Annotated in this window: 28 protein-coding genes and 2 tRNA genes; 12 read left to right on the forward strand and 18 right to left on the reverse strand. The window is 50.1% G+C overall.

Going from position 1 to position 23,383, the window contains the following annotated elements:
- Positions 1-254: 254 nt before the first annotated feature.
- Complete coding sequence (locus T502_RS01025; protein WP_342665731.1) at positions 255-1,481, forward strand: aldo/keto reductase; 1,227 nt, start codon at positions 255-257, stop codon at positions 1,479-1,481.
- Positions 1,482-1,538: 57 nt separating this feature from the next.
- Here the strand turns inward: T502_RS01025 and T502_RS01030 are convergent, their stop codons facing one another.
- On the reverse strand, positions 1,539-2,228 hold the full coding sequence (locus tag T502_RS01030; RefSeq protein ID WP_157197430.1) for a hypothetical protein: 690 nt from the start codon (positions 2,226-2,228) through the stop codon (positions 1,539-1,541).
- Between the two features lie 423 nt (positions 2,229-2,651).
- On the opposite strand from T502_RS01030, the gene T502_RS01035 reads away from it, so the two are divergent.
- Complete coding sequence (locus T502_RS01035) at positions 2,652-4,172, forward strand: AMP phosphorylase (protein WP_042705229.1); 1,521 nt, start codon at positions 2,652-2,654, stop codon at positions 4,170-4,172.
- Between the two features lie 66 nt (positions 4,173-4,238).
- On the opposite strand, the gene T502_RS01040 is transcribed toward T502_RS01035, so the two are convergent.
- Positions 4,239-5,534 (reverse strand): hypothetical protein, encoded by a 1,296-nt coding sequence (locus tag T502_RS01040; protein WP_042705230.1) that lies wholly within the window; start codon positions 5,532-5,534, stop codon positions 4,239-4,241.
- A 108-nt stretch (positions 5,535-5,642) separates the two neighbouring features.
- Here T502_RS01040 and T502_RS01045 point away from each other — a divergent pair, with 108 nt between their 5' ends.
- Together T502_RS01045 and T502_RS01050 are read left to right on the forward strand one after the other, a co-directional pair.
- Positions 5,643-6,611, forward strand: a complete 969-nt coding sequence (locus tag T502_RS01045) for a ribose 1,5-bisphosphate isomerase (protein ID WP_042705231.1) — start codon at positions 5,643-5,645, stop codon at positions 6,609-6,611.
- A gap of 41 nt (positions 6,612-6,652) precedes the next feature.
- The gene (locus T502_RS01050; protein ID WP_042705232.1) at positions 6,653-6,982 is read left to right on the forward strand and encodes a type II toxin-antitoxin system PemK/MazF family toxin; all 330 of its coding nucleotides are present in this window, start codon (positions 6,653-6,655) and stop codon (positions 6,980-6,982) included.
- A gap of 137 nt (positions 6,983-7,119) precedes the next feature.
- Here the strand turns inward: T502_RS01050 and T502_RS01055 are convergent, their stop codons facing one another.
- From T502_RS01055 to T502_RS01065, 3 genes are all read right to left on the reverse strand, one after another.
- A complete protein-coding gene (locus T502_RS01055) occupies positions 7,120-7,473 on the reverse strand; it encodes a hypothetical protein (protein ID WP_042705233.1) in 354 nt (117 codons plus the stop codon).
- 140 nt (positions 7,474-7,613) lie between these two features.
- Complete coding sequence (locus T502_RS01060) at positions 7,614-8,264, reverse strand: trimeric intracellular cation channel family protein (protein ID WP_052358952.1); 651 nt, start codon at positions 8,262-8,264, stop codon at positions 7,614-7,616.
- Positions 8,265-8,570: 306 nt separating this feature from the next.
- Positions 8,571-9,515, reverse strand: coding sequence for a magnesium transporter CorA family protein (locus T502_RS01065; RefSeq protein WP_042705234.1), 945 nt, complete (start codon positions 9,513-9,515; stop codon positions 8,571-8,573).
- A 264-nt stretch (positions 9,516-9,779) separates the two neighbouring features.
- Here T502_RS01065 and eif1A point away from each other — a divergent pair, with 264 nt between their 5' ends.
- Entirely contained in the window at positions 9,780-10,109 is a 330-nt protein-coding gene (eif1A, locus tag T502_RS01070; protein ID WP_245597726.1) for a translation initiation factor eIF-1A, read from the forward strand.
- Between the two features lie 195 nt (positions 10,110-10,304).
- Here the strand turns inward: eif1A and T502_RS01075 are convergent, their stop codons facing one another.
- Entirely contained in the window at positions 10,305-10,625 is a 321-nt protein-coding gene (locus tag T502_RS01075) for a transcriptional regulator (protein WP_042705235.1), read from the reverse strand.
- A 112-nt stretch (positions 10,626-10,737) separates the two neighbouring features.
- Between T502_RS01075 and T502_RS01080 the strand changes: the two genes are divergently transcribed.
- Together T502_RS01080 and T502_RS01085 are read left to right on the forward strand one after the other, a co-directional pair.
- Positions 10,738-11,022 (forward strand): ubiquitin-like small modifier protein 1, encoded by a 285-nt coding sequence (locus T502_RS01080; RefSeq protein WP_042705236.1) that lies wholly within the window; start codon positions 10,738-10,740, stop codon positions 11,020-11,022.
- Between the two features lies 1 nt (position 11,023).
- Positions 11,024-11,419, forward strand: coding sequence for a molybdenum cofactor biosynthesis protein MoaE (locus tag T502_RS01085; RefSeq protein WP_042705237.1), 396 nt, complete (start codon positions 11,024-11,026; stop codon positions 11,417-11,419).
- A gap of 270 nt (positions 11,420-11,689) precedes the next feature.
- Here the strand turns inward: T502_RS01085 and nifU are convergent, their stop codons facing one another.
- From nifU to T502_RS01130, 9 genes are all read right to left on the reverse strand, one after another.
- The gene (gene nifU / locus T502_RS01090; RefSeq protein ID WP_042705238.1) at positions 11,690-12,115 is read right to left on the reverse strand and encodes a Fe-S cluster assembly scaffold protein NifU; all 426 of its coding nucleotides are present in this window, start codon (positions 12,113-12,115) and stop codon (positions 11,690-11,692) included.
- A gap of 85 nt (positions 12,116-12,200) precedes the next feature.
- Positions 12,201-13,382 carry a cysteine desulfurase NifS gene (gene nifS, locus T502_RS01095; protein ID WP_042705239.1) on the reverse strand — a complete coding sequence of 394 codons (1,182 nt, stop codon included), beginning with the start codon at positions 13,380-13,382 and terminating at the stop codon, positions 12,201-12,203.
- Between the two features lie 156 nt (positions 13,383-13,538).
- The gene (locus T502_RS01100; protein WP_052358954.1) at positions 13,539-14,039 is read right to left on the reverse strand and encodes a threonyl-tRNA synthetase editing domain-containing protein; all 501 of its coding nucleotides are present in this window, start codon (positions 14,037-14,039) and stop codon (positions 13,539-13,541) included.
- A gap of 137 nt (positions 14,040-14,176) precedes the next feature.
- Complete coding sequence (locus T502_RS01105) at positions 14,177-15,088, reverse strand: DUF7289 family protein (protein ID WP_042705240.1); 912 nt, start codon at positions 15,086-15,088, stop codon at positions 14,177-14,179.
- Between the two features lie 6 nt (positions 15,089-15,094).
- Entirely contained in the window at positions 15,095-15,559 is a 465-nt protein-coding gene (locus T502_RS01110; protein ID WP_042705241.1) for a hypothetical protein, read from the reverse strand.
- Positions 15,525-15,962, reverse strand: coding sequence for a hypothetical protein (locus T502_RS08440; RefSeq protein WP_052358956.1), 438 nt, complete (start codon positions 15,960-15,962; stop codon positions 15,525-15,527). The genes T502_RS01110 and T502_RS08440 overlap by 35 nt, the downstream gene beginning before the upstream one ends.
- Positions 15,963-15,964: 2 nt before the next feature.
- The gene (locus T502_RS01120; RefSeq protein ID WP_042705242.1) at positions 15,965-16,546 is read right to left on the reverse strand and encodes a DUF7288 family protein; all 582 of its coding nucleotides are present in this window, start codon (positions 16,544-16,546) and stop codon (positions 15,965-15,967) included.
- Complete coding sequence (locus tag T502_RS01125) at positions 16,540-17,640, reverse strand: hypothetical protein (protein WP_042705243.1); 1,101 nt, start codon at positions 17,638-17,640, stop codon at positions 16,540-16,542. The genes T502_RS01120 and T502_RS01125 overlap by 7 nt, the downstream gene beginning before the upstream one ends.
- A 35-nt stretch (positions 17,641-17,675) precedes the next feature.
- Positions 17,676-18,941: a DUF1015 domain-containing protein gene (locus tag T502_RS01130; RefSeq protein ID WP_042705445.1), complete on the reverse strand. Its 1,266-nt coding sequence runs from the start codon at positions 18,939-18,941 to the stop codon at positions 17,676-17,678.
- 186 nt (positions 18,942-19,127) lie between these two features.
- Between T502_RS01130 and rimI the strand changes: the two genes are divergently transcribed.
- Positions 19,128-19,562: a ribosomal protein S18-alanine N-acetyltransferase gene (rimI, locus tag T502_RS01135; protein ID WP_052359047.1), complete on the forward strand. Its 435-nt coding sequence runs from the start codon at positions 19,128-19,130 to the stop codon at positions 19,560-19,562.
- Positions 19,563-19,632: 70 nt separating this feature from the next.
- Here the strand turns inward: rimI and hmgA are convergent, their stop codons facing one another.
- Positions 19,633-20,841, reverse strand: a complete 1,209-nt coding sequence (gene hmgA, locus T502_RS01140; protein ID WP_042705245.1) for a hydroxymethylglutaryl-CoA reductase (NADPH) — start codon at positions 20,839-20,841, stop codon at positions 19,633-19,635.
- 33 nt (positions 20,842-20,874) lie between these two features.
- Between hmgA and T502_RS01145 the strand changes: the two genes are divergently transcribed.
- The 4 genes from T502_RS01145 (at position 20,875) to T502_RS01160 (ending at position 22,832) form a co-directional block, all read left to right on the forward strand.
- Positions 20,875-21,837, forward strand: coding sequence for a class I SAM-dependent methyltransferase (locus tag T502_RS01145; RefSeq protein ID WP_245597727.1), 963 nt, complete (start codon positions 20,875-20,877; stop codon positions 21,835-21,837).
- A gap of 68 nt (positions 21,838-21,905) precedes the next feature.
- On the forward strand, positions 21,906-22,175 hold the full coding sequence (locus T502_RS01150; RefSeq protein ID WP_042705246.1) for a hypothetical protein: 270 nt from the start codon (positions 21,906-21,908) through the stop codon (positions 22,173-22,175).
- Between the two features lie 67 nt (positions 22,176-22,242).
- Complete coding sequence (locus T502_RS01155; protein WP_042705247.1) at positions 22,243-22,503, forward strand: hypothetical protein; 261 nt, start codon at positions 22,243-22,245, stop codon at positions 22,501-22,503.
- An 83-nt stretch (positions 22,504-22,586) separates the two neighbouring features.
- The gene (locus T502_RS01160) at positions 22,587-22,832 is read left to right on the forward strand and encodes a hypothetical protein (protein ID WP_042705248.1); all 246 of its coding nucleotides are present in this window, start codon (positions 22,587-22,589) and stop codon (positions 22,830-22,832) included.
- A gap of 144 nt (positions 22,833-22,976) precedes the next feature.
- Here the strand turns inward: T502_RS01160 and T502_RS01165 are convergent.
- Positions 22,977-23,050, reverse strand: a tRNA-Lys gene (locus tag T502_RS01165).
- Between the two features lie 119 nt (positions 23,051-23,169).
- Positions 23,170-23,251, reverse strand: a tRNA-Leu gene (locus T502_RS01170).
- Positions 23,252-23,383 lie beyond the last annotated feature (132 nt).

The following is a 23,383-nucleotide window of genomic DNA, read 5'->3' on the forward strand; positions in this document are numbered from 1 at the left end:
GAGTGAAACGCAGGTTTTGAGATCTGCGGCACGTTTTCTTAGATTTTTTTCAGATTGTCGATATCACGCCGGCATCGTCAGCTCTGGTCCGGTTTTTTTGCGGCAGTCGGGGCTGCGCAATGCCAATAAACCATATACGAGTTTATGAAAACAATGCCCGATTTACCGGATACCTTTACGATGCCGCATCAAAACACCCGCATATACCTTGAGAAAAGTCAAACGCGAGGATATTTATGATAATAAAATAATCCATGAGTATGCTTTACAGAGAGGGTCCCGACGGCGAAAAGCTCTCGGCAATCGGTTTCGGCTGCATGAGACTGCCGCAAAAAGCCGGACTAATCGACGAGAAAGAGGCAATCCGCGAGATTCATCACGCAATCGAAAAGGGAATCAACTATTTTGACACGGCGGTACCTTACCATCTCGGCGCAAGCGAGCCCTTTCTCGGACGTGCCCTCGCGGGAGGACTGCGGGAAAAGGTCAATATCGCGACAAAACTGCCGCACTGGGCGGTTAAAAGCCGCGATGACATGGACGCAATCCTCGAGAGACAGCTTGCCAACCTTAGGACCGATCGCATAGACTACTACCTCCTGCACAGCATAGCCGCGGATTCATGGGCGAAACTGAAAAATCTCGGCGTAAAAGATTTCCTGAAAGACGCAAAGCGATGCGGCAAAATACGTCATTACGGCTTCTCGTATCACGGCGATAAACGCTCATTCAAAGAGATTCTGGACGATTTCGACTGGGAATTCTGCCAACTTCAATACAACTACATCGACGCCGACTCGCAGGCGGGAACGGAAGGCATAGAATACGCCGGTCGGAAAGGAATCCCCGTAATCGTAATGGAGCCGCTTCACGGCGGAATTCTGGCAAAAAAACTCCCGAAAGACGTTACTGACATTTTCGACTCTGCGCCCGTGAAGCGGACGCCTGCCGAATGGTCATTCCGCTGGATACTCAACCGACCCGAGATTGCCGTTGTTTTGTCGGGAATGAACTCGATTGAGCAGATCGACGAGAACACGGCGACGGCATCGGACGCATTGCCCAACGCTATGTCCGAAGAGGAACTCGCCGTAATCGAGGCTGTAAAGCAAAAATACGCCGAAAAAATCAAAATATCCTGCACAGGATGCCGATACTGCATGCCCTGCCCGTTCCACGTAAATATCCCCGAATGCTTCGCGGCATACAACAACTACCACATGTTCAACCGCAATTTTACGAACAAACTCCAGTATCTCGGCAGAATGGGCGGGGTACTCTCCGACAGGAGCTTTGCCGGCATGTGCAGAAAATGCGGCAAATGCAAAAAAGCCTGCCCGCAGGGGATAGATATCCCTAAAGAGCTCGCAAAAGTATCTTCCGAGATGGAGGGTCCGACATTCAAAGTTCAGATATTCTTAATGAAACTCGCAATGCCGCTTCAGGCGAAACTGGCAATGCTCGGTCGAAAACGGAAATAATAGATATAAACGGACTTAAAAGGAGATAAAAAGATATTATTGGATTTAATATGATTTTCAGTATTCGGGATATCCCTTATACTTGAAATCGTCCGCCTTCTTCTCTTTCGAGAAATAATTGTCGTAGGATTCGACAGCAGTCTCCGCGTAGTCCGATATCTCCGCAAGACAATCCGAGAGGGATGACATCGAGACATTGTTCAGAATCATACCCGTAATCGTATTGGGATCGAGAGAATTCATGCCGAATTCCTCCGCGATAAAACCCTTCATATTATCCGCCAATCGCGAATTGTAGTCCCTTTCGTTCTTTAAAAACGCACTTTCGCAGATAATGTCCGAAGATTCGTTGATTACATCCCAGTCCAGATGCGGTTTCTCGAACAGAGACTTATACTGCTCGATTTTAAGCCATTCGCCGCCGAAGAAACCGGATACCGCGCTCTTGTGGGCAGCCAGGCAGTCGACAAATTCCCTGAATTCCCTGAAGAAATTACGGTAACTCTCTTTAAATTCCGTAAAAACCTGATCGGCTTTCTCCTTAGCATTCGGAGGATCGGCTATAAAACCGAGAACGGAAGAACCCACCAGCATAGTCGAGCACTTTGTCAGCTCATCGAATGCCGCTTCCGTCCTTGACAGATGCGTAAAAACCGTATCGGGGACTTCTTTTTTCCCGACTCCGTCGGAGTAGAGTTTCTCGTGCACGAGCAGGAAGAACGCCGGCATTGCCGCCATTATCGACATAAAGGAGATAATCCTCATCTTAAAGTAATTGCGGCTTATCGGGCTTAATATTTACCACTTTTACAGGCATACGGAACCCTGTGAGACAACCTTACCTGACGTACGAGATCGGATGCGGGACATGTTTCATAAACCCGTATACGGTTTATTTAAGATTTGGGGCAAAAAATAACATTCTTAAAATAACTCGCAATCACCCGACAAAAACGTAAATCAAGACCAGATTACTCATAAAAAGATTCCCCGCAATATGAAGAATCCGGCTTAACATACGGCATCATAAAGCATCTTCGGATTGTAAAAGGCTATATAATAACAGGGATTATTCTACATTACCTAAGGAATAAAAAGGCAATGACGTTACGTCACGACGAAACGGGAACGAAAACGAAAGCGGCGTAAACGTGAAAAAGGGAGATAACAATGGCAAAACTGAAAGTAAAAAGGATCGACGCGGGGATACAGACAGCGGTCATAAACAAAGAGGATGCCAACCAAATCGGCTTGAAAAACGGCGGCAGAATCAATATTCTCAATGAGGAAAGCGGCAGGTCGATTACCGCATTCATTCAGATCACGGACAACATTATCGGGAAAGGAACAATCGGACTCAGCAGCGGATTTATCAGCCAGCTCGATGCCGATGACAATAAAGAACTCGCGGTTCGCGCCGCGGACAGACCGATATCGCTGGAATACATCCGAAAGAAGATGGACAACGGAAAACTCACTGAAAATGAGATTAACACGATAATAAGCGACATCACAAACGACGTCCTCTCGGCAGGCGAGACAACCGCGTTTATCACCGCAGTCTACATCAACGGACTTGACACGGACGAGGTCGAATATCTGACCCGTTCCATGGTCAAAAGCGGCGAACAGCTCAAGTTCAATACACACCCGATCGTCGACAAACACTCAATCGGCGGCGTTCCCGGAAATAAGATAACCCTTCTTGTCGTCCCGATCATCGCCGCCGCAGGTCTGAAGATACCCAAGACAAGCTCGCGGGCAATCACCGGCGCCGGCGGCACTGCCGACCTGATGGAAGCACTGGCACCCGTGGAGTTCAAAGCTGCCGATATCGAGCGTATGACCGAGAAGGTCGGCGGCGTCATTGTCTGGGGCGGCGCCACGAACATAGCCCCCGCCGATGACAAGATAATCGTCCACGAATTCCCGCTTAAGATAGACGCACGCGGAATCATGATTGCCAGCGTCATGGCAAAGAAGATCGCCTGCGGAGCCGAGATCGTTGTCATCGACATACCCGTGGGTGCCGAGGCAAAAGTAAAGGATATGGACGATGCCAGAAGACTTGCCCGCCAGTTCATCGAGATAGGAGAGCGCTTCAAGGTAAAGGTCGAATGTGCGATAACGTTCGGCGACACCCCGATAGGACGCGGAATAGGCGTAAACCTCGAGGTCAGGGAGGCGCTCATAGCCCTTGAAGGCAATGTCGAGCAGAACCCCTTCACCCAGAAGAGCCTTACGATGGCAGGAATTGCCTTTGAGATGGCGGGCAGAGTCGAGAAGGGTGAGGGCTACAGGTTCGCCGAAGAAATCCTCAACAGCGGCAAAGCGCTTGCCAAGATGAAAGAGATAATAGCGATTCAGGGCGGCAACCCGAATGTGACCTCAAATGACATTCTGCCTGGCAAATACTCCTTCAATGTGAATGCAAAAGATAGCGGATACATAGTCGGAATCAAGAACCGTGCGCTGATAACGATTGCCAGAACCGCGGGTGCGCCTGCGGACAAAGGTGCGGGCATATACATCCATAAACTCCTCGGCGAGAGAGTCGAGAAGGGCGAGACAATCTATACAATCTACGCCGATAAAGAATGGCGTCTCGGAAAAGCACTTGCCGAGGCAAGAAAATACATGCCCGTAGCCGTTGAGGGGATGCTGCTTGAGAGAATAACTTCCCTCAACTGACTTTTTTCAAAAAAATCCTTTTTTTCAAAAAAATTTCCGCAAAAAAATTCAAAAAAAAGATTTATCTCAGTATTCGATATCGTTTACCTTGCTGTTGAAGATCGTTCTCCTTACTCCCTCGACATCGTAGGGGCGATCCACAATCTCGTTCCAGACCTCAATGTTCTTCTGATAATACTCGAAATATTTGTTGTATTCGTCAACGCGGTTCTTATACCTCTGATATGCCGTGTCGTATTCAAGTTGCGTCGAGTAATACTGCTTATAATTGATGAGTTTGTATTTCATCTCTTCGAGCTCGTCATACCAGCCGTCGAGCGTCGTCTTGAAGTAATCAATCCTCTTTTCAATCTTCTTTTTGCTGTCGACGATATATGCGACGTAGTTATACTTGGTATAGGGCATGCCGCCGTCCGAGAGCGGGATTACGAGAACGTCGGTATTCGCGAAAGACTCCGGATAAAGTCCGATGTAATACGGCGTCGTCGCCTCGATATAGAGGTATTTCCTGCCGTCGTCGGCTCTGTAGGTCGTGAAACCGACATCGCCCTGCGGGACAATCTTGATTCCGCAGACGGCATGACCCAGTTTCGGGAACAGGAGAAGTGCGGTGTCGTAGCCGCTCTTCTCCAGAAGTCCCATGAGGAGCATGCTTTTCTCATCGCAGTCGCCCATGCCGTCATAGATGACTTCGACGGGGAAGCGGGTATTGCCCTCGGGGGAGTTATAGGGTATCTGCTGGACGAAGGTAACCAGATACTCCAGATATTCCTCGTCGCTGAGGCGTTCCGTGATCTTGATGTAACGGAGTTGTTTTATGAGAGCGTCGAAGAAATCGCTGTTCTCCATGCCCTCAAAATACGATCTGTAGAACTTGTACTGAACTTCTGGCGACTCCTTTGTTATCTTTCTGCCCAGACTTTTGTCGGCATTGCGTGCGCCCTTGAGAAGCGCCATATCGACATCAATATCGATTGTGAACTGACGATTCTCGAATTTCGTGGTGAAAGTTCTGCGCACGGTCTTGCCCTCGTAAGCGGCGTCGGGAACAAGCACGGGATAGACCTTAGTATCTGCCGCTATATCGGCACCGCCGCCATATGCATTGTTTTCAGCATCGGCGCCCGTTCCCGTATCCGTGCCCGAAGACGACTGCGCGGTTCCCGCAGATCCGGAATTGCCCGTATTGTCGGGATTGCCCTGCGGCGTGGGACTGCTTCCGCTGCCGTCGCCGGCATCGCCCATGCCGTTGACGCTGTCGCCGTTATTGCCGTTTACGCATCCGCAGGCAAGCATGCATGAGGTCAGAAGAAGAAATCCGAGTATTGCCAGAGATATCTTCGAAGATCTTGCGGGAACCATTCTCTATTTAAGGATGGGTCTTTCTTTTATAGAATTTTTGTGCAGGAAGATAGGGGCAGGTTGCCGCCGCAGTGCTTTATTTATATGGATACAGGTCAAGAATATGTTATGTCAGTCGCTGATACCGCCGAAAAAATAAAAAATATGGAGATTCGCGGCGCCGGAAAGATAGCACGTTCCGCCGCGGGAGCACTCTCGGAATACTCCGCCGGGATTGCCGCAAAAAACATGCCGCTGAAGGAATATCTGCAAAACATGCACAAAGCCGCGGATATACTGAAAGGCACGCGCCCGACGGCGGTCTCGCTTCCCAATGCCGTCAATATCACCCTCCGCGGCATCGACTCCGCGACAATCACAAGCACGGCGGATGCCGACAGCCTCCTTCAAAGGAACGCCTCGGAATTCATCGGGAACTCAAAGCTTGCCATCCAAAATATCGCGGAGATCGGCGCACGCTACATCAAAGACGGCGATACGGTAATGACGCACTGCAACTCGAATGCCGCCATATCCTGCATGCTCAAAGCCCATGAACAGGGCAGGGACTTCGAGGTCTTTGCCACCGAGGTCAGACCGCGAAATCAGGGTTATCTTACCATAAAAACGCTCTCCGATGCCGGAATAAAGACAAACTTCATAGTCGATTCCGCGGTGCGCTACTTCATGAAGAAGGTCTCTCTCGTCATCACGGGCTGCGATGCCGTGACGGTCAATGGCGCCGTTATCAACAAGATAGGGACTTCCCAGATAGCTCTCTGCGCACAGGAGGCACGCGTTCCGTTCATCGTCGTCGGCGAGACCTATAAGTTCGCTCCGAAGACCGTCATGGGCGGGCATATCGATATCGAAGAGCGCGATGCCTCCGAGATAATGCCGGCGGAGAAAGCCGCCCTGCTCAAAAACGTCACAATACGCAATCCGGCATTTGACGTGACACCCGCGGAGTATGTCGATTATATCATCACGGAGAAGGGCGCCATTCCGCCCGCGATGGCATATCTTATCATACGCGAACATCTGGGTTGGGAGATTGGCGAGTTTGACACGATACGCAACGGCAAATCCGTTTCGTAAACCGATGAGGAGCGAGATTTCGAGTATGCCGGAGTTCGAATATGTCTGAGTATTTTATCGGGGACGTTGTCCTTGCACCCGTTTATCTGGGTGCCGGCAGCGAACTTAAAGTCCGCCCCGCCGTCGTAATGGGTGACAGCGGCAGGGATACGGTAAAAATCTGCCCGATTACAAGCCGCACTCCGCGTGAGGGTCCCGTAATCACCGTAGAACTCGATGACTTCGAGAAAGGGGGCTTAAGTCTCTTTGAGGAGAGTTATCTGATAGTCTCCGGTATTTTCACCGTGCGCAAAACCGAGATTGTCGGCAAGAAGGGCAAACTCAGCGGCGAAAAGATAGCGGAGATTCGCAGCGCCGTGAAAAAACGGTAAAATCGATAAACAGGTAAAACCTATAAAACAGGTAAAACAAGAAATACAGAGGATTTCTTAAAAATATTGATGCCTTTTTTTACGACAGTGTTTTGATTATTTTGATTATTTTATTTTTTTTTTTTTGATTATTTTGATTATTCGGAATCGGGGATATAAAACGCCGAACTGTCCATCTCGAGTTCTTCGACGATACTCTCCACATAGGAGATGCCGTGCCGGTTCAGACGCCATTTCATGCCCGACATGGTGGATTCGTCGATGAGGTAGTTCTTTTCCGTAAGTTCCTCGACACCCGACATTATCTCATTCTTCGGAATAGAACATTTATGCTCTATATCCTGTCTCAGAACGCTCTTTCTTCCTTCATCGCCCATGAAGTAAAGTGCCATCACAATCTTGTCCTGCCTCTTCTTCTCGGGCGGGACATTCTTCTTCCCGAAATGCCTGTCGTAATGTTCAAAGGCCGATTTTGCTGTCTTAATTACCAAAATAATCACCTTGGGGTATAACTACCCGCCGTTGCACATATCCTATATTAATTTTAATCAAAAGATAATATGACTTTGCAAATTTTTACCGCACATTCGCGGTCTGCGCATCGCTCGTGCGGCTCGCTCATGCGACTCTTCTACTCGGGTATCTGCATGAACTTGGGGTAGGTTATATTCCATCTGATGGCGGCGACGCGGATAACAAAGACCGTAAGTATGCCTATGCCCGCGTTTATGAGTCCGAGCTGCGGGACGAAACACAGCAGGGTCACATAGACGATGCCGCCGGTGAATATCGGCGTTGCATACATCTCTTTCTTGAGAAGCAGATTCGGGCGGTCCGCAAGGACATCACGGATGATACTTCCGGCGATACCCGTGATAAGCCCCATCGTCACCGCAACCTCGGCACCGTAGCCGAGCGCCAGCGTCTTGTCTATGGCTTCGACGTTGAAGAGCGCAACTCCGAGAGCATCGAAGTGCAGCAGCGGCTTATACGTCTTCCAGAACTGTTCCTGAAGGTAGAATGCCGCGATTGCCGCAATTATCGCGATATAGACATATGAGAAGTTCTCGACCCAGAACACCGGCGCATCGAGTATGATGTCACGTATGGTTCCGCCTCCGAAAGCCGTGATAAGCGCCAGAACAACGATTCCGAAGAGATCCATGCCTTTCTTTGCGCCCGCCAGCACACCCGTAACGGCAAATACGGCTATGCCTATCGAATTTATGATGAAATCGGCGGGAAGTGAGGCAACCGTTGTATTAAAGGCGGCGGACAGCATTCTATCACATTTTTAAACGCTATTACTTTTTTAAGCGCCATTACTTTTTAACGCTATTACTTCTTTTTAACTCCATGGCATTTAGGATTTCGGCACATTTTGAACACTGCCGTATTTTGAAACCGGACACCCTTTTGAATCCCGTCGCACTCTGAAACCCTATCGCATTTCGAAAACCTTTGGGGCGGGTGGGCGGGGATAGCAGTAACAGGATAAGGGGGATAGAGGTCTCGGAAACAGGGGACTATAGATATCTGGAAAAGGGGAATAGATAAAAAACAGGATTAAACGGCATTCGTAAAATTTTCAGATAAATTCTTTCTTAAGCATGTAAAGTCCGAGAGTTATCGCGATACTCAGAGAGAGGAGGAACAGGGCAACGGTCATCATCGGGCTTTCCTGAAACGGAAGCGGGACGTTCATGCCGAAGAAACTTGCAATCATCGTCGGAATCGAGAGGATAATCGTCACGGAAGCGAGGATCTTCATTATCCGGTTCATATTGTTGTTGATGATTGAGGCAAAAGCGTCCATCATGCCGGAAAGGATATTGGAGTAGATGTTTGCCATCTCGATTGCCTGTTTGTTCTCGATGATTACGTCTTCGAGCAGGTCGGCATCATCCTCATACATCTTTATCTGCTTAAATTTCATTATCTTCTCGAGGACGACCTCGTTTGCCTTGAGCGATGTTGAGAAATAGACCAGACTCTTCTCGATGCCGAGGAGCTCAATCAGTTCCTTGTTCTTCATGGACTTGTGGAGCGAGTCCTCGACGGCGTTGGTCTTTCTGTCGATTGAGCGAAGATAGCGCAGGAAATACTGCGAATTCTTGTAGAGCACCTGAAGCAGAAACCGCGTGCGTTTGAGGGTGTTGCACCCCGCGATTCTGCCGTTTCTGAAATCGTCGATGACGACGTTGTTCCGCAGGCATACGGTCACGATATAGTCCTCGTTTATGAGAATGCCCAGCGGAATCGTGGAATATATTTTGTCGTCGCCGTCGGGGATGATCTCGGGAAGGTCGATTAAGATAAGGGTATTGCCGTTATCGGACTCGATACGCGGGCTTTCCTCTTCATCGAGAGCGGCTTTGAGATACTCCGCCGGAAATCCGGTAACCTCCGATATCTCCGCGAGTTCGTCCTCGCCCGGCGAACTCAGGTTAATCCATGCGCCTTTCTCCGCACTGCCGCATAACTCTAAAGTATCGGACGTGCCGTTCTTCCGTGTTGTATATATCTCCATCATTCGGGTCACATTGACGGATAACTGCTATCCTGTCTATAAGCACTGAAAGATATTATTTCTGCCGCAATACGCTTTCGCGGGCGGAAATACACGAAGGACGCAATCCCCCCGCATCCGCCCGTGCCCGTGCCCTTACCTGCGCCTGCAGATCACCCGCGGATATCCGCACATATATCCCGAATAACGCGGAGATCCCAACCGATATATAATGCCGTTGATGAGAATTATATATATTTCATTAAAACAAACAAGTACAGACTGGAGTTGGGATTTCTGGTAGAAGCAAAAAAAGGTAAACCACAGGAGGAAGAAGAAGAGGATGTCATAGTCCGCGTCAGACTTCCTAACAAAAAGAACAGAGAGCAGTTTGCGACCGCTGATTTGATGCTCGGCGCCAATCACATCCGTGTGAGAAGCTATGACGGAGTTACCCGTGTGGGCAGAATCAAGGGTAAGATCAAGAAAAGAGTCTGGATTCGCGAAGGTGATGTCCTCGTTGTCGTTCCGTGGGACTTCCAGGACGACAAGTGCGACATTATTTACAGATATACAAAGCCGCAGGTCGAGTGGCTTATGAAGAACAACTACCTGTAAATCTCCAAAATATTCTTTTTTTCAGACGCTTCTTTCCGCATTCTTTCTGACATTCGTTGTGTGATATCTCATTCGTTACGCGATATGTATTCGTTACCTGCATGCGTATGCTTCGCTTACTCATACGCAGACGCATATCCGAAAAAAGAGTTATGATAATCAGTAATACCCGATAAAATCGCTGCAAAAAATGATTTAAGCGTCGGAAGCCTCGGTTCCGCAACCGCCGTCGGTTCTTATCATGGCGCAGATTTTACAGATCCTTTTGTTGACGCTTACTTCGGCGCCGGAATTGAGGTCGTCGGCGATGTGCTTGATCTCTTCCTTGATGTCTTCGTCGAACTCTATCCTGTATCCACGCTTCTTCGAGCGGTACTGTGATACGGCGGAAGGCGCTATGTCAAGCATCCTCGCTATCTCGAGATTGCTCACTCCCATATTTCCGAGTTCGGTCGCAATCGATGCTCTTATTGCCGGGATTACATCCCAGACTATCTGTTGACACGGTAACTGCATGATTATCACAATCTATTTATCATTATGAATCGTATGATCAATATTCACAATTGTGAATAGTTATTTGTGCGTATAATATTTAGATATTATGCTACAGGGAATGATTCGGAAGATGAAGATAAAGATTAAATTTTTTGCAAGATTCACGGAGATCTTCGGCAAAGAAGCAATATTCGAATACGAAGCCGGAGAGACCAACAGCCTTAAGGACGCGGTCGGCGCTTTCTGCCGCAGTTATCCAGAAAAATACGGCGAGGTATTCACGCGGGACGGCGAATTCCAGGACTACGTGCTCATCATGCACAACCTCGAAAGGATCGACCGCGATGATGCGGGCGCTGTAAAACTTGCCGACGGCGACGAGATAGCCATATATCCGCCGGTTGCGGGGGGATAACATGCCTGTCCGAATCACAAAGGATGACGTCGATATCGCAAAACTGATTGAAGAGAGCAAGAAGGAGAGCATGGGCGCGATTGTGGTCTTCGACGGCATAGTCCGCAACGACGGAATCGACAAAATAGAACTCTCCGCATATATCGAGGGCGCGACAAAGGAGATAGAAGAGATCGTCGCCGATGCCGAAAAGAAGTTTAACCTGCTGAGCGTCGAGGTTATTCACAGAATCGGCGTCCTCGACGTCGGCGACAATATCCTCATCATCGTAATCGGCGCGGGACACCGCAAAGAGGCATTCGGCGGCTGCGAATACATACTCGAAGAGATAAAGACGCGTGCGCCCATCTGGAAGAAAGAGCACCTCAAAGACGGCTCGCGCTGGGTAGAGCAGTGATTCCGTGCTATTCGGTGCAGAACATAGACGGTGCAGAACTAGAACTAAGAGCAGTGCAGAGCATTGATATGCGGCAATGCGGCAATACTTTGCACAATATGCACAATAAAATCACAATAAAATGCACAATTAAAAATAATGACTTAATGAGATTGTAATCGGACAATCTCCTGTTTTTTTTGATTCTTTTGATTCGCTTGATTATTTTGATTCTTTGATTTTTGGTTTTTAAATTTTGATATCGGTGAACTTTTCTTGATTTTCTGGATTTTATTGTGATTCGTGACAATGCTTCTTGTGACCGGGTTTCTCTTCCCACGGCTCAAGACCCTGTTTGACGCGGTAGTCATTGATTGCCCTGTGAATCGCATCCTCGGCAAGCACCGAGCAGTGAACCTTCTGCGGCGGCAGTCCGTCCAGTGCCTGCGCAACCGCCTTGTTCGAGAGGTCCCACGCTTCTTCGAGTGTCTTGCCCATTATCATCTCGGTCGCCATGCTGCTGGACGCTATCGCGGCGCCGCAGCCGAAGGTCTGGAACTTGACATCCGCTATCCTGTTGTCCGCGACCTTGATATATATCTTCATGATATCGCCGCACTGCGGATTTCCTTCCACGCCTATGCCGTCGGGGTTCTCGAGTATGCCCTGATTTCGCGGGTTCTCGAAGTGATCCATTACTTTCTCGCTGTAATCCATTTTTTACTCCTTTTTAGATCTGAATCTGAAATTAAATTCCTGACTTTCTTTCCTGACTTTCTTTCCTGATTACCTTTCCGGATTTTCAGTATTTTCTCAGCTCATCCGGCGTCAGCGGGGACATGTTCCTCAGTTTCTGAACGATGTCCTTAACCGCGTCAATCACGATATCGACATCCTCCTGCGTGTTCATCTCACCGAGCGTAAGCCTCAGAGAGCCGTGAACGACCTCGTGCGGAATGCCGCAGGCGGTCAGGACATGCGAAGGTTCAAGCGACGCCGAGTTACAGGCGCTTCCGGTGGATGCGCAGATACCTCTTCTGTTGAGCATGAGCAGGATGGACTCGCCTTCGATGTATTCGAAGATGACATTGACGTTATTCGGCAGGCGCTTTGTCGGATGACCGTTCAGACGCGACTTCGGTATAGTCAGAAGACCGTCGACAAGGCGTTTTCTGAGAGCGTCAAGCCTCTTTGTTGTCGCATCCATCTCCTTTACCGAAAGTTCGAGCGCAAGTCCGATACCCACGATGCCGGCGACATTTTCCGTGCCCGCACGCCTCTTTCTCTCCTGATCGCCGCCGTGCATGAGCGAATCGAGTTTAACCCTCTTTCCTATGTAGAGAACACCCGTTCCCTTGGGTCCGTTGAATTTGTGCCCCGATATTGAGAGCATATCGATGTTCATTGCCTTGACGTCAATCGGGACATGTCCCGCCGCCTGAACGGCGTCGGTGTGGAAGAGTACGTTGTGCTCGCGGGCAATCTTACCGATCTCGGCAATCGGCTGAATCGTGCCTATCTCGTTGTTCGCGAACATTATCGTAATAAGAACGGTATCGGGGCGGATTGCGGCTTCGACGTCTTTGGGGTTTACCATGCCGAATTCGTCGACGGGGAGGTATGTAACCTCGAAACCCTGCTTCTCGAGCCACTGACATGTGTAAAGAACGGCATGATGCTCGATGGCGCTCGTGATGATGTGTTTGCCCTTGTCGCGGTTGGCAAACGCCGTTCCCTTGATTGCCCAGTTATCCGATTCCGTGCCGCAGCTCGTGAAATAAATCTCCTTGTCTTCGGCATTCAGCGCACGTGCCACGCGGCTTCTCGCGAGTGCGACGGCTTCGCGGTTGATCTTCGCGATATCATACAATGAGGACGGATTTCCGAAATTCTCCCTCATATAAGGTATCATTGCGTCCACAACCTCCTGTCGCACGGGCGTTGTCGCCGCATTGTCCATGTATATTATGTGACTCTCTGTCATTGTATCACCTGTAAATTATCTTCTGTCAATTGTCTTTTTTGACTGAATCCTGTTTTATATCTGTCTGATGATTTTATTCCGATTATTACATTTATTACAATACTTCACGATATAGCGGTTCGTTTCGTTATTGTTTTCTTTTTTTTGCTTTCTTTTTTATGCAAGTTCCTCTTTCTTCAGCGGACTGCGACAGTACGGGCAGTGGCAGTTGAAGTCCGAGGTCTTGTTTGTCTTGGGACATATCGTCATGGAAAGGTCGGCGAGCGGATGACCCTTGCTCTTCATCTCGAACTCCTTGTACCACCCGAATGCCGCACGCGTTACCTCAAGACCTTCGTCCTTCAGTGCCTCCTCAAGACTCTTGAGAATCTCAAGCGAGCGTTTCGGCGACGCAAGGCCGCTGGAGAGATGCGCATACGGGTAGATCATGACCCTTCTGCACTTTATCTTGTCCAGCCGCTTTAAGATGTTTTCAACCGCGCTCTTTACCACTTCTTCGGGACAGAATTCGTCGTTTAACTCAACACAGGTCAGAAGAACCACGCCTTCCGTCATGCTGCCTTCCCTGCCGGCATCCTCATCGAGCGGCTCGGCGAACTTCGTTTTGCTCACCGCACGATATTTCATGCTGTCGACATGAATCGATACAATTCTCAATTCAGACTACCCTCTTTCACTTGAATTAGATCTGTGAATCACAATTGTGAATAATAGTATTTAACAATTGTGAACTTTAATATATCGATCCGTGCGATCCGTATAAATCACGCACCCGCCCGAAAAGGCGCACGGGGTCACATATCTTCGACGGTAATCGTGTAAGTCTTGACGACAAGGCGTTTTACGTTGTCGAATACGTATTTCGTGCCCGATTTTTTGAAACCGCCGCCGGCGAGACATCCCGCGATGCCGCCAGTGAGGTAGTTCTCCCAGCCTTTCGATAGATCGTTTTCGCGGTCGGGGATATACTCAAGCGAAATTGTCTGTGCTCCGAGCGGCGCATGCCCGTCCCGTGCCGTCACGTAATCCTCGTCCACAGTCTCGGGCGCGGTCGTCATGCTCAGGCGGATATCGCGGATGCCGCCCGACGAATAACGCCGTTCGCCTTCCAGTTTTGTAAGTACGATGACGAGGGTGCCGCTGTTTTCGCCGTCGTCGGCATCGAAATACCATCGCGGTTCCGCAGCCATGAGCGAGCCTGCCGCGCCTTTCTCTCTCTTAAGAACGGCGCCGTTCTCAAGCGAAAATACCGCCGTTCCCCCGCCCGTCACCGCGTTCTGACTGTAGCGCAGTTCCCCCGATTTGAAATCGCGGGTCACGTAACCGCCGCCGGATGCCTGCGGATACTCCAGCACGAACTTATCCGCGGAATCCGCCGCAGGGATGAGTTCAAGGTTTCCGCCGGCGATTCTGACGGTTGTCTCGCGATACGGTACATTTCCGAAGGTCAGCGCCCGGATATCGTTCCTAAGCGTGAGCATGGTCTGCTCAGCGGAGATTTCATCGGCATGAGCCTGCGACTGGAGAAGGAGCGGATAGGCGTATACGGTTATCATCGCAATTCCGATTACCGTAATCGTGAATATAAGGATGTAGCCTATCGCTTCCGAGACGGCATCTTCGCCCGTTCTGCCCGCGTTATTCGTGTTGCCCGCGCTATTCACGGTCCGCAAAACTGCCCGTTTCGGCTTATCTTTCCGTTCCATATCCGCTCATCTCCCTCCGGAATCGTATTCGAGAACATACCCGTAACCCGTGAAATTTCCTTTGAGAACGCCGTCATCGCCGCCGATTACGGACACAAAGCAGGTCACGTGCCCGTCGCCGACCGCGATACCGCTCAGATCTCCGTCGCTGCCGGCAATTTCGGGAACGAAACTGACATTAAAGCTCTTTCCCGCGACTTCCCGCGGAATATCCAATCGCGTGACAATCCTTCCCGATTCGGGTGCGAGCATCTCCATATCGACTATTCTCGCGCTCAGCCTCTCGCCGGTATCGAGATACGAATTATATCGCAGCGTATCCGAAGGTCCTTCAATGAACAGATGATTTACGGTCAGAACCGTAATTATCAGCATAACCATCAGTATGCCGGTGATGACGATGTATTCGACGGCGGTGATGACCGCTTCTTCGTTCTCAAAGTTTCTTCGGCAGGAGGTATGTCCCGTCATATTCCGTAACTCCGTTGTTGTAATGCACGGTTAATTCCGCGTAAACGTATTCCGCATCCGCATATCTGCCGTATGTGAGGTTTGCTTCAACGACCGCGCCGTCCCTTGCCATAGCAAGTTTTCGTATTGCATCCAGTTTTGCCTCGAAAGCCGATTCCGATTCGGAATCGGAATCGAATTCTGAGTCCGATTTGACCGCGGCATCGGTCAGCTCCGACTGAATATCCCGTATCTGACTCTTCGGAAACTCCATGACCGATTCCGAGGGAGTCTGAACCGCGGCAGCCGAAAGGTTGAGCAGTATTGCCATGAAGATTATCGCAAGACTTACGATAATACCCATAAGCAGTATCCACTCGGCGTTATCGTCCGATTTCTTCATCTTTGACCGCACAGTTGCCATAGCTAATCTCTCCAGAGCAGAACCTCAAGTCTTACTGCGGTATCCGAAGAACTCTGCCCGATAAGCCCCCAGTCGTTCGCCGCGACATACCTTGCGCAGCATACCGACGGGTTTCTGCCCGTGTTGTCGCCGTAATTCGCGAAAGGCAGCCGAACTACCTCACCCGAGTCGTCGACGCAGTATATCGCCGCGGAATAGCGCAGTGTGTCCGCGTTTATCGTCGCTCCCGTGCTTTTTCGCAGGTAATTTATGAAAGTGGCATTGAACGCGGCGCCCGCCTGCGAATTTGCCACGGGACCGCGATTCGGGCTCGCATTATACACGACGGACTCCAGATACCCCGTGCCCCCGTTGCCGTCGGGGACATCCATCATATGGAGAAGGTCGTCGCCGATCTGCTTTAACTGCATCTCGGAGACGTGCATATCGGCGTTTGCCGGCAGAATAACCGTTCCCAAAGCCAGATATGCGGCAGTGATCATGATTGCCGCCGCAATCAGACCTTCCATGGCGAAGAGCTGACCGCATTCGCGAGTGTAAAACGCCGGTTTTGACGAATTTACCGATTTTGACACCTTTACCATATACAGACCTCCAGAACGCCGTCGGTCAGATGCAGGGGAATCAGATACGGCGAGTCATAGTCATAATCCGTCTCCCCCTGAATGAAACGGTATTCGCCGTCCGTGAGGCAGGTATATCTCATGTTAAACCGAATCTCGAGTTTTGAGTCGGAATTAGGGAAATAGATCGCGTTCGGATAGAGTACGAACTCCAGAACTCCCGCATCCTTTACATGTATTTCCGAGCCGGTTTCAACCGGCATTCCGTCAACCGTGCAGATATATGGCTTATTCGACATATTATACGGCTCATTACCGCCGTTTTGCGGCATTGCAACCTCATCGCCGTCTGCGAAAAGCCCGACGCTCTCGATTACCGCCGAAGATATGCCGTCCTGAACGCCGAGAACCGTGTTTATGCCGCCGATTACGATAACCGCCCTCTCGGTCTTCGGGTCAATCCTGTATGCGGGCGGAACCGACCTGTCGGAGAGGTTCGCATGGGAGAGGATGAACGAAGTTGTGTTCCGATATATGTATTCATCCGCACCTTCGGGCAGTTCTATGGTTACGCCATCGCGGGTGAGATCTCCGGCGGGAACAACCAGCCTGCCCGCATCCTTTACCTTCACATAGCACTTGGAAAATCCGTATCCGGCGTCAGGCACGCGGTCGCCGATATACAAAGTCTCTTTGCCGTCCTCTTTGAACGAGATATTGAAGTTGCGGGGGCGCTCTCCGAAGAGCAGTTTAGCGCGATACTCATCGGCGGTCAGGTTGAAATACGCGGGAACGTTATAAAAACGCTCAATCTTTTCGGGCGAGAGGATATTCGGAGTCTCTTTCGAGACGGCAAGACCAAGTCTAACGATGTTTTCGGGGCGCATCGGAGGCTGCTGCTCCCACGGTATGCCATCGGAAGAAATACCCGAATCTTCGGCAAGGATGACGCCGGTACGGTATGCGGTCATGTCGCGGCCGGAGTCTGCGGATGAACTCTGGATATTGACGTAAACTCCGGGCAGCATGCCGATTACGACAATGAATGCCGCTAAAAAAACGGTAAATCCGACGATAAAATCAAGAGAGAGCAGACCCGAATCATTCTTCATCATATCGGAATGTCTGCCCCCTCTTTTTTGATGCTCCGTCACTCAAGCGTGTGAATCACAAGACCAGAGAGAACCTTCGGCTCGAACCACGTGGACTTCGGCGGCATTATCTCGCCGCGGTCGGCAACATCGAGGACGGTTCCGACGCTTACGGGCTGAATCGAGAATGCGGCAATGTATTCGCCCGCGTCCACGAGTCTTTCGAGCTCGGATATCGGATAGGAGCCGCCCATGAAATCAAGCCTCTTATCGCCGCGCGGGTCTTTTATTCCGAGCATGCCGTCAAGAACCCTCTCCTGAAGATCCGAGACATCGAGGGACTCGATAATCTTCTCCGGCGCCTTCACGGGCGCGGTCAGCTCATACCATCTGCCGCCGATATACATGTGGAAGATGTGAAGCGGCTTGCCTGCGGTCGCAACGGTTTTGGGAACAATCCGCGACTTTGTCCTGTCGGGGTTGTCATACGGCGTCACGGTATACCTCTCTTTGAGGGCGCCGATGAATGATTCCTCGCTGTATTCTCCCAGATCCGCGAGCAGACGCGAGTATCCGTGAATCTTTACGGTGTCCTCCGCGAAGATTACCGCCATGAAACGTTCCGACTCTTCCGTGTCCCTGCCCTCTTTTCTGCGCCTCTGTGCGACATTGACCGAGGATTTTGCCCTGTGGTGACCGTCGGCGATATAGAGAGTATCTATTCCCTTAAAGGTCTCGGTGAGCTTTCTTATGACCGCTTCATCGCTGATCCTGAAGATCTCGTGCTTTACGCCGGTATCGCCCGTGGCGGTGCCGTCGGCGGCCTTACCCCTTATAAGAGAACAAATGTATTCGGAGATTTTTGCGACATCGCGGTAGAGAAGGATGACAAGCCCCGTATTTGCGTTTGTGACGTCGATATGGTTCGTTCTGTCCTCCTCCTTGTCGTAGCGGGTGAGTTCGTGACGGCGGATTTTATTGTCCTCGTAGTCCTTTACCGAGACGTCGGCGACAAAACCCGTGTAGACGGCATGCCCGTAGTCCGCACGGTATACGTATATCGAAGGGCTGTCGTCGCGGACGAAGACACCCGAATCAATCATATCCTCAAAGGTTTTTTTGGCGGCGGCGTAGACCTTCGGGTCTTTCGGGTCGACATCGGGCATTATCGAGTCGGGTCTGGTGACCCGCATGAACGACTGCGGATGCTTTTCTATGCACTCGCGGGCTTCCTTTGCGGTCACAACGTCGTAAGGGACGCATGCGACCGCCTCTGCTTTCTCTTTTATCGGACGGAGTGCGGGAAAACTGTATATGTTTACCATTGTCTCACCATATCTTCTCTTGACTTCCGGGAATCCCGTGAGAGATTCCCGCCTGAGATTTATGTGATATTTATTTCTCATTACGACTAATATGCATATCCGAGTTCGGTCTGCCGCGGCAGGCCTCGGAGATATTCGGCGGGCTTGAGAGCGGTGTCAGACGGTATCATAATAAGACGGGTCGAGATGAAGGACATTCCTACAATAGCGGCGATGGAAAAGGAATACTTCAGGAACCCGTGGGACGAGAAGGGCTTCATGGACGCACTCTTCTATTACCCGGGGACATTCTTCGCCGCCGATCTCTGCGGACGGATTGTGGGCTTCGTCTGCGCCGGCATCGAGGACGGCGGCAGCACAATATACGGACATATCATGAATATCGCGGTTGCGCCCGAGTTCCGCGGGAGGGGCATAGGCGGGCGTCTGATTCAGCGTGTGGAATACGAATGCGCCGTCCTCGGTGCCGGGGGTCTGCAACTGGAAGTAAGAGTCTCGAATATCACGGCACAGCGCATCTATCAGAAAATGGGTTTCTCGCAGGTCTTTGTCATCGGCGGCTACTACCCCGACGGCGAAGATGCGATTATAATGCTTAAAAGTTTTGATTATTGTGAATGAGTTTTACGCTTTGACGCATTATTAACTGTTTTATCGAATTTTTAGACTTTGCACTTTTTTAATAATCCGATTATCTGCCGAGCGTCTTGTGTGCGCGTGCGAGGTGACCCGCGCCGAGAGCGCCGATAAGCGAGAGTTCGCCCGCCAGAACCGCGGATGCGATTATCTCGGCAAGTTTCTTCGAGTTATCGCCCGATTTCTCACCGCCGCCCGCACAGCCGAGGAGAGAGAGGCATTCGTGCTGGGTATCCAGACCCGTTCCGCCGCCGATGGTGCCTACCTGAAGCGAGGGGAGCGTAACCGCGACATAGACGCCGCCTTCGACCAGATCGACCGTCGTTATGGTATTCGATCCTTCCACGACATGTGCGGGGTCCTGACCGCATGCGAGGAACATGGCGGCGATGACGTTTGCCGCATGGGCATTGAATCCCAGTGCGCCGGCACGTGCCGAGCCTTCGAGATTCTTGCGGTTGTTGACCTCCATCATCGTCTTCGCATCCGTCTTGAAGATATCCCTTACCATATCGTCGGAGAGGAATACGCCGGCGGCAACGGTCTTTCCGCGTCCCATTACAAGGTTTACCGCCGCGGGTTTCTTGTCGCAGCAGAGGTTGCCCGAGAGGGCGACGAGGACGGCGCCGGTCTTCTCAGCGATTATCTCCGCTATCTTCTCGGAGGCGATGGTCACCATGTTCATGCCCATGGCATCGCCGGTGAAGAACTCGATTCTCGTGTATACGCTCGTTCCGACTATGAAGCATGTGATATCGGTGAGCTTTCCGTGCGAAGTCGTAGATTCGGCGGCGGCTTTGAGCTCATCGCGGTGGGTCTCGACCCAGCGGATAATATCCATGGCGTGTGCGACGGACTTTGCCGCAAATACGGGCGCTCTTGTCATGCCGTCGCGCTGAATCCTCACATCGGCGCCGCCAGCCTTCGTGATTGCCTTGCAGCCGCGGTTGATTGAGGCGATGAGTGCGCCTTCCGTGGTCGCAAGCGGGATATAGAACTCGCCGTCTGCGTATTCGCCGTTGACCTTCAGTTTTCCCGCGACTCCGAGGGGAATCTGAACGGCGCCTATCATATTCTCGCAGTTCTTCTTTGCCGCCCTCTCCGTCGACATTGAGTAGCTGCCCGCGGTCTTAAAGGAATTGCCGGTCTCCTCTTCGATAAATGCGCGTCTTATCGCGACTGCCCTGTCGGTGTCCTCAACCTCACTTTCAATGGCATGCATCTTCAGACTGCCGTCTCTGAGCCTCTCGATATACTCTTTCATTATCTAACTATTTGTTCTATCAGATACTATATTATGACGGTTAAACGGTTCATGACGGTCGGTCAGTGGGGAATTAAAGTTCCGAAATCAAAAGGCGAGACTTTCAGAAGGTATCTTCTCGGAAGCGGCGGGTGGTGCCCTAATCTGAAACCCGTCGCCGACGGCGATTTTCTGATATTTCCGATAGTCTCGGATGGGATTGCCTTACCCGATGAGTTGGGCTGCAATTACGATATCGGCAGATACGAATTCGAGTCGCGTGAACGCGGCCGCGAGCCCGCACGCCACGAACTCATCGGCGGCATAGCGATTATGCAGGACGACGATCCTGCCGAGGCAGAATCTCTCTTAAAGTCGCGGCCGTCAATCCACACCGTCCTCCACTGCGAGAGCCCCGTCTTCGGGGAATACAGGATAAAGAAATTCAAGGTCCTTGCGGGCGTCGAAACGACCCGCACAAGCTATATCGAATACAATAACCGTTTCACAATCGATCTTGCTGTCGCATACTTCTCCGCACGCCTCGCAAACGAGCGGCAACGGGTTTTGGGGCTGATGAAAGAGGGCGAGCGTGTTCTGGATATGTTCACGGGCGTAGGTCCCTTCCCTATTGCGCTCTCGAAGAAGGCCTCGGTCATATACGCGGGTGACATAAACCCGGGCGCGGTCGGACTCCTCTGCGAAAATCTGCGCATTAACCGCGCCGATAACGTAATACCCATGCTTGCCGACGCTCTTGACCTCGATGGGTATCTTGCGCCGCACTCGTTTGACAGGATTATCATGAATCTGCCCATGACCTCGACGGCATTTCTTAAGACGGCGTTTTCGCTTGCGAAGACCGGCGGCGTTATCCATTACTATACCCTGCAGTCCGAAAAGGGCGAGATGCTCCCCGTTCTGCGGGAATTTACGTCGGGAAGGATAGACGAGAAGATTGTGCGATCCTATTCGCCGACCCAGCACCATGCGGTCTACGATATCGTCTGCGAATGATTTTCGGATTGATTTTTCCGATTGTAAAGGCGGCAACCTATTTATTGCAATAAAAAAGATTCTTATCCATGGCATCACCAATTCTGGCAGTTATTCTGTCATTTTTCATACCCGGACTAGGTCAGTTCTATACGGGGCAGTTTCTGAAGGCGGTCGGATTTTTCATTGCATCCATCGGCTTGGCACATCTGTCGTCATACATTTACATGCCGTTATTTACCACGGGCACATTACCTTCGTTATCGAACAATATCATTCCGCTCATTGCCTTCATCGGCTATTTCGCTTTATGGATCTACAGCATGTATGACGCGTATTGTGCGGCAAAATCCAAATGATTTTTTTAATTTTAATATTAATTTTAATTCAGCAAACTTTTTATTTTTACAGAATCAGTTTTTAGTTATGGCATCGGCAATTCTGGCAGCAATACTTTCATTCTTCATCCCCGGACTCGGTCAGTTCTATACGGGACAGTTCCTGAAGGCAGTCGGATTATTCGTTCTGATTCTGTTTTTAGGGCATATGTCATGCACATTATATTTTACGGGCACATTCATGTCGTATTCGTTGGGCAGAGGCTTTGCGTTCCTGGCATTTATGATCTATTTATTCCTGTGGGTATACGGTATGTATGACGCTTACTGTGCGGCAAAATCCCGCTGATTTTTGTTTAAATTTTCTTTTGAGAACATGGTTCGAGAACCGGTTTTGAGAAACTTTTTATTATAAGAAAACATTTTTCTCTTATGGCATCAGCAATTCTGGCAGTAATTCTGTCATTTTTCATACCGGGACTCGGCCAGTTCTATACGGGACAGTTCCTGAAGGCTGTATTTTTATTCGTCTTATGGGTAATATTCGGAGGTATTACACTGTTTTCAAGCGTCTCACTGCTTGTGGGTCTGCCGATAATTTCTCTGATACCGCTCGTGATATGCATATTCATATGGCTTTACAGTATGTACGATGCGTTCTGTGCGGCATCGAGATAACAACTTTTTACCGTTTTTTTATTTTGCGCCATTATCGAACGATTTTATCTTTGAAAATTCCGAAAATTTTCAAAAAATAATTCAAAAAATAATTCATAAAAATTCAAAACAGGATTCAAAACAAAATACAAAACGGGAAAACAGCGGGCCCAAGGGGATTTGAACCCCCGACCACCTGATTAAAAGTCAGGCGCTCTGCCTAACTGAGCTATAGGCCCAAACGCACTCGATTGGTGTAAAAATACATTACCATGTTGTTATTGCTGATAATTAAACATATCCAATTAAACGTCACGGCAGAATACGGGCGAATATCAAAGATTAAACAGGAAATAAGTGCGAGGAGAGGGAGTCGAACCCGCGAACCACTAAGGACCCGATCTTGAGTCGGGCGCCGTTGACCACTTGGCTATCCTCGCATGAGATACGATACAAAATCGTCCCAGTAATATTTGCGGTCGGTAAATTTAAAGAATAGCATTAAGGGATAATTTCAAAAAGAATTAGGGGGTTTTTCCGCAACCGCAACATCGCGGCATCGCATGCGGCCC

Source organism: Methanomicrobium mobile BP, from assembly GCF_000711215.1.
Classification (GTDB): domain Archaea; phylum Halobacteriota; class Methanomicrobia; order Methanomicrobiales; family Methanomicrobiaceae; genus Methanomicrobium; species Methanomicrobium mobile.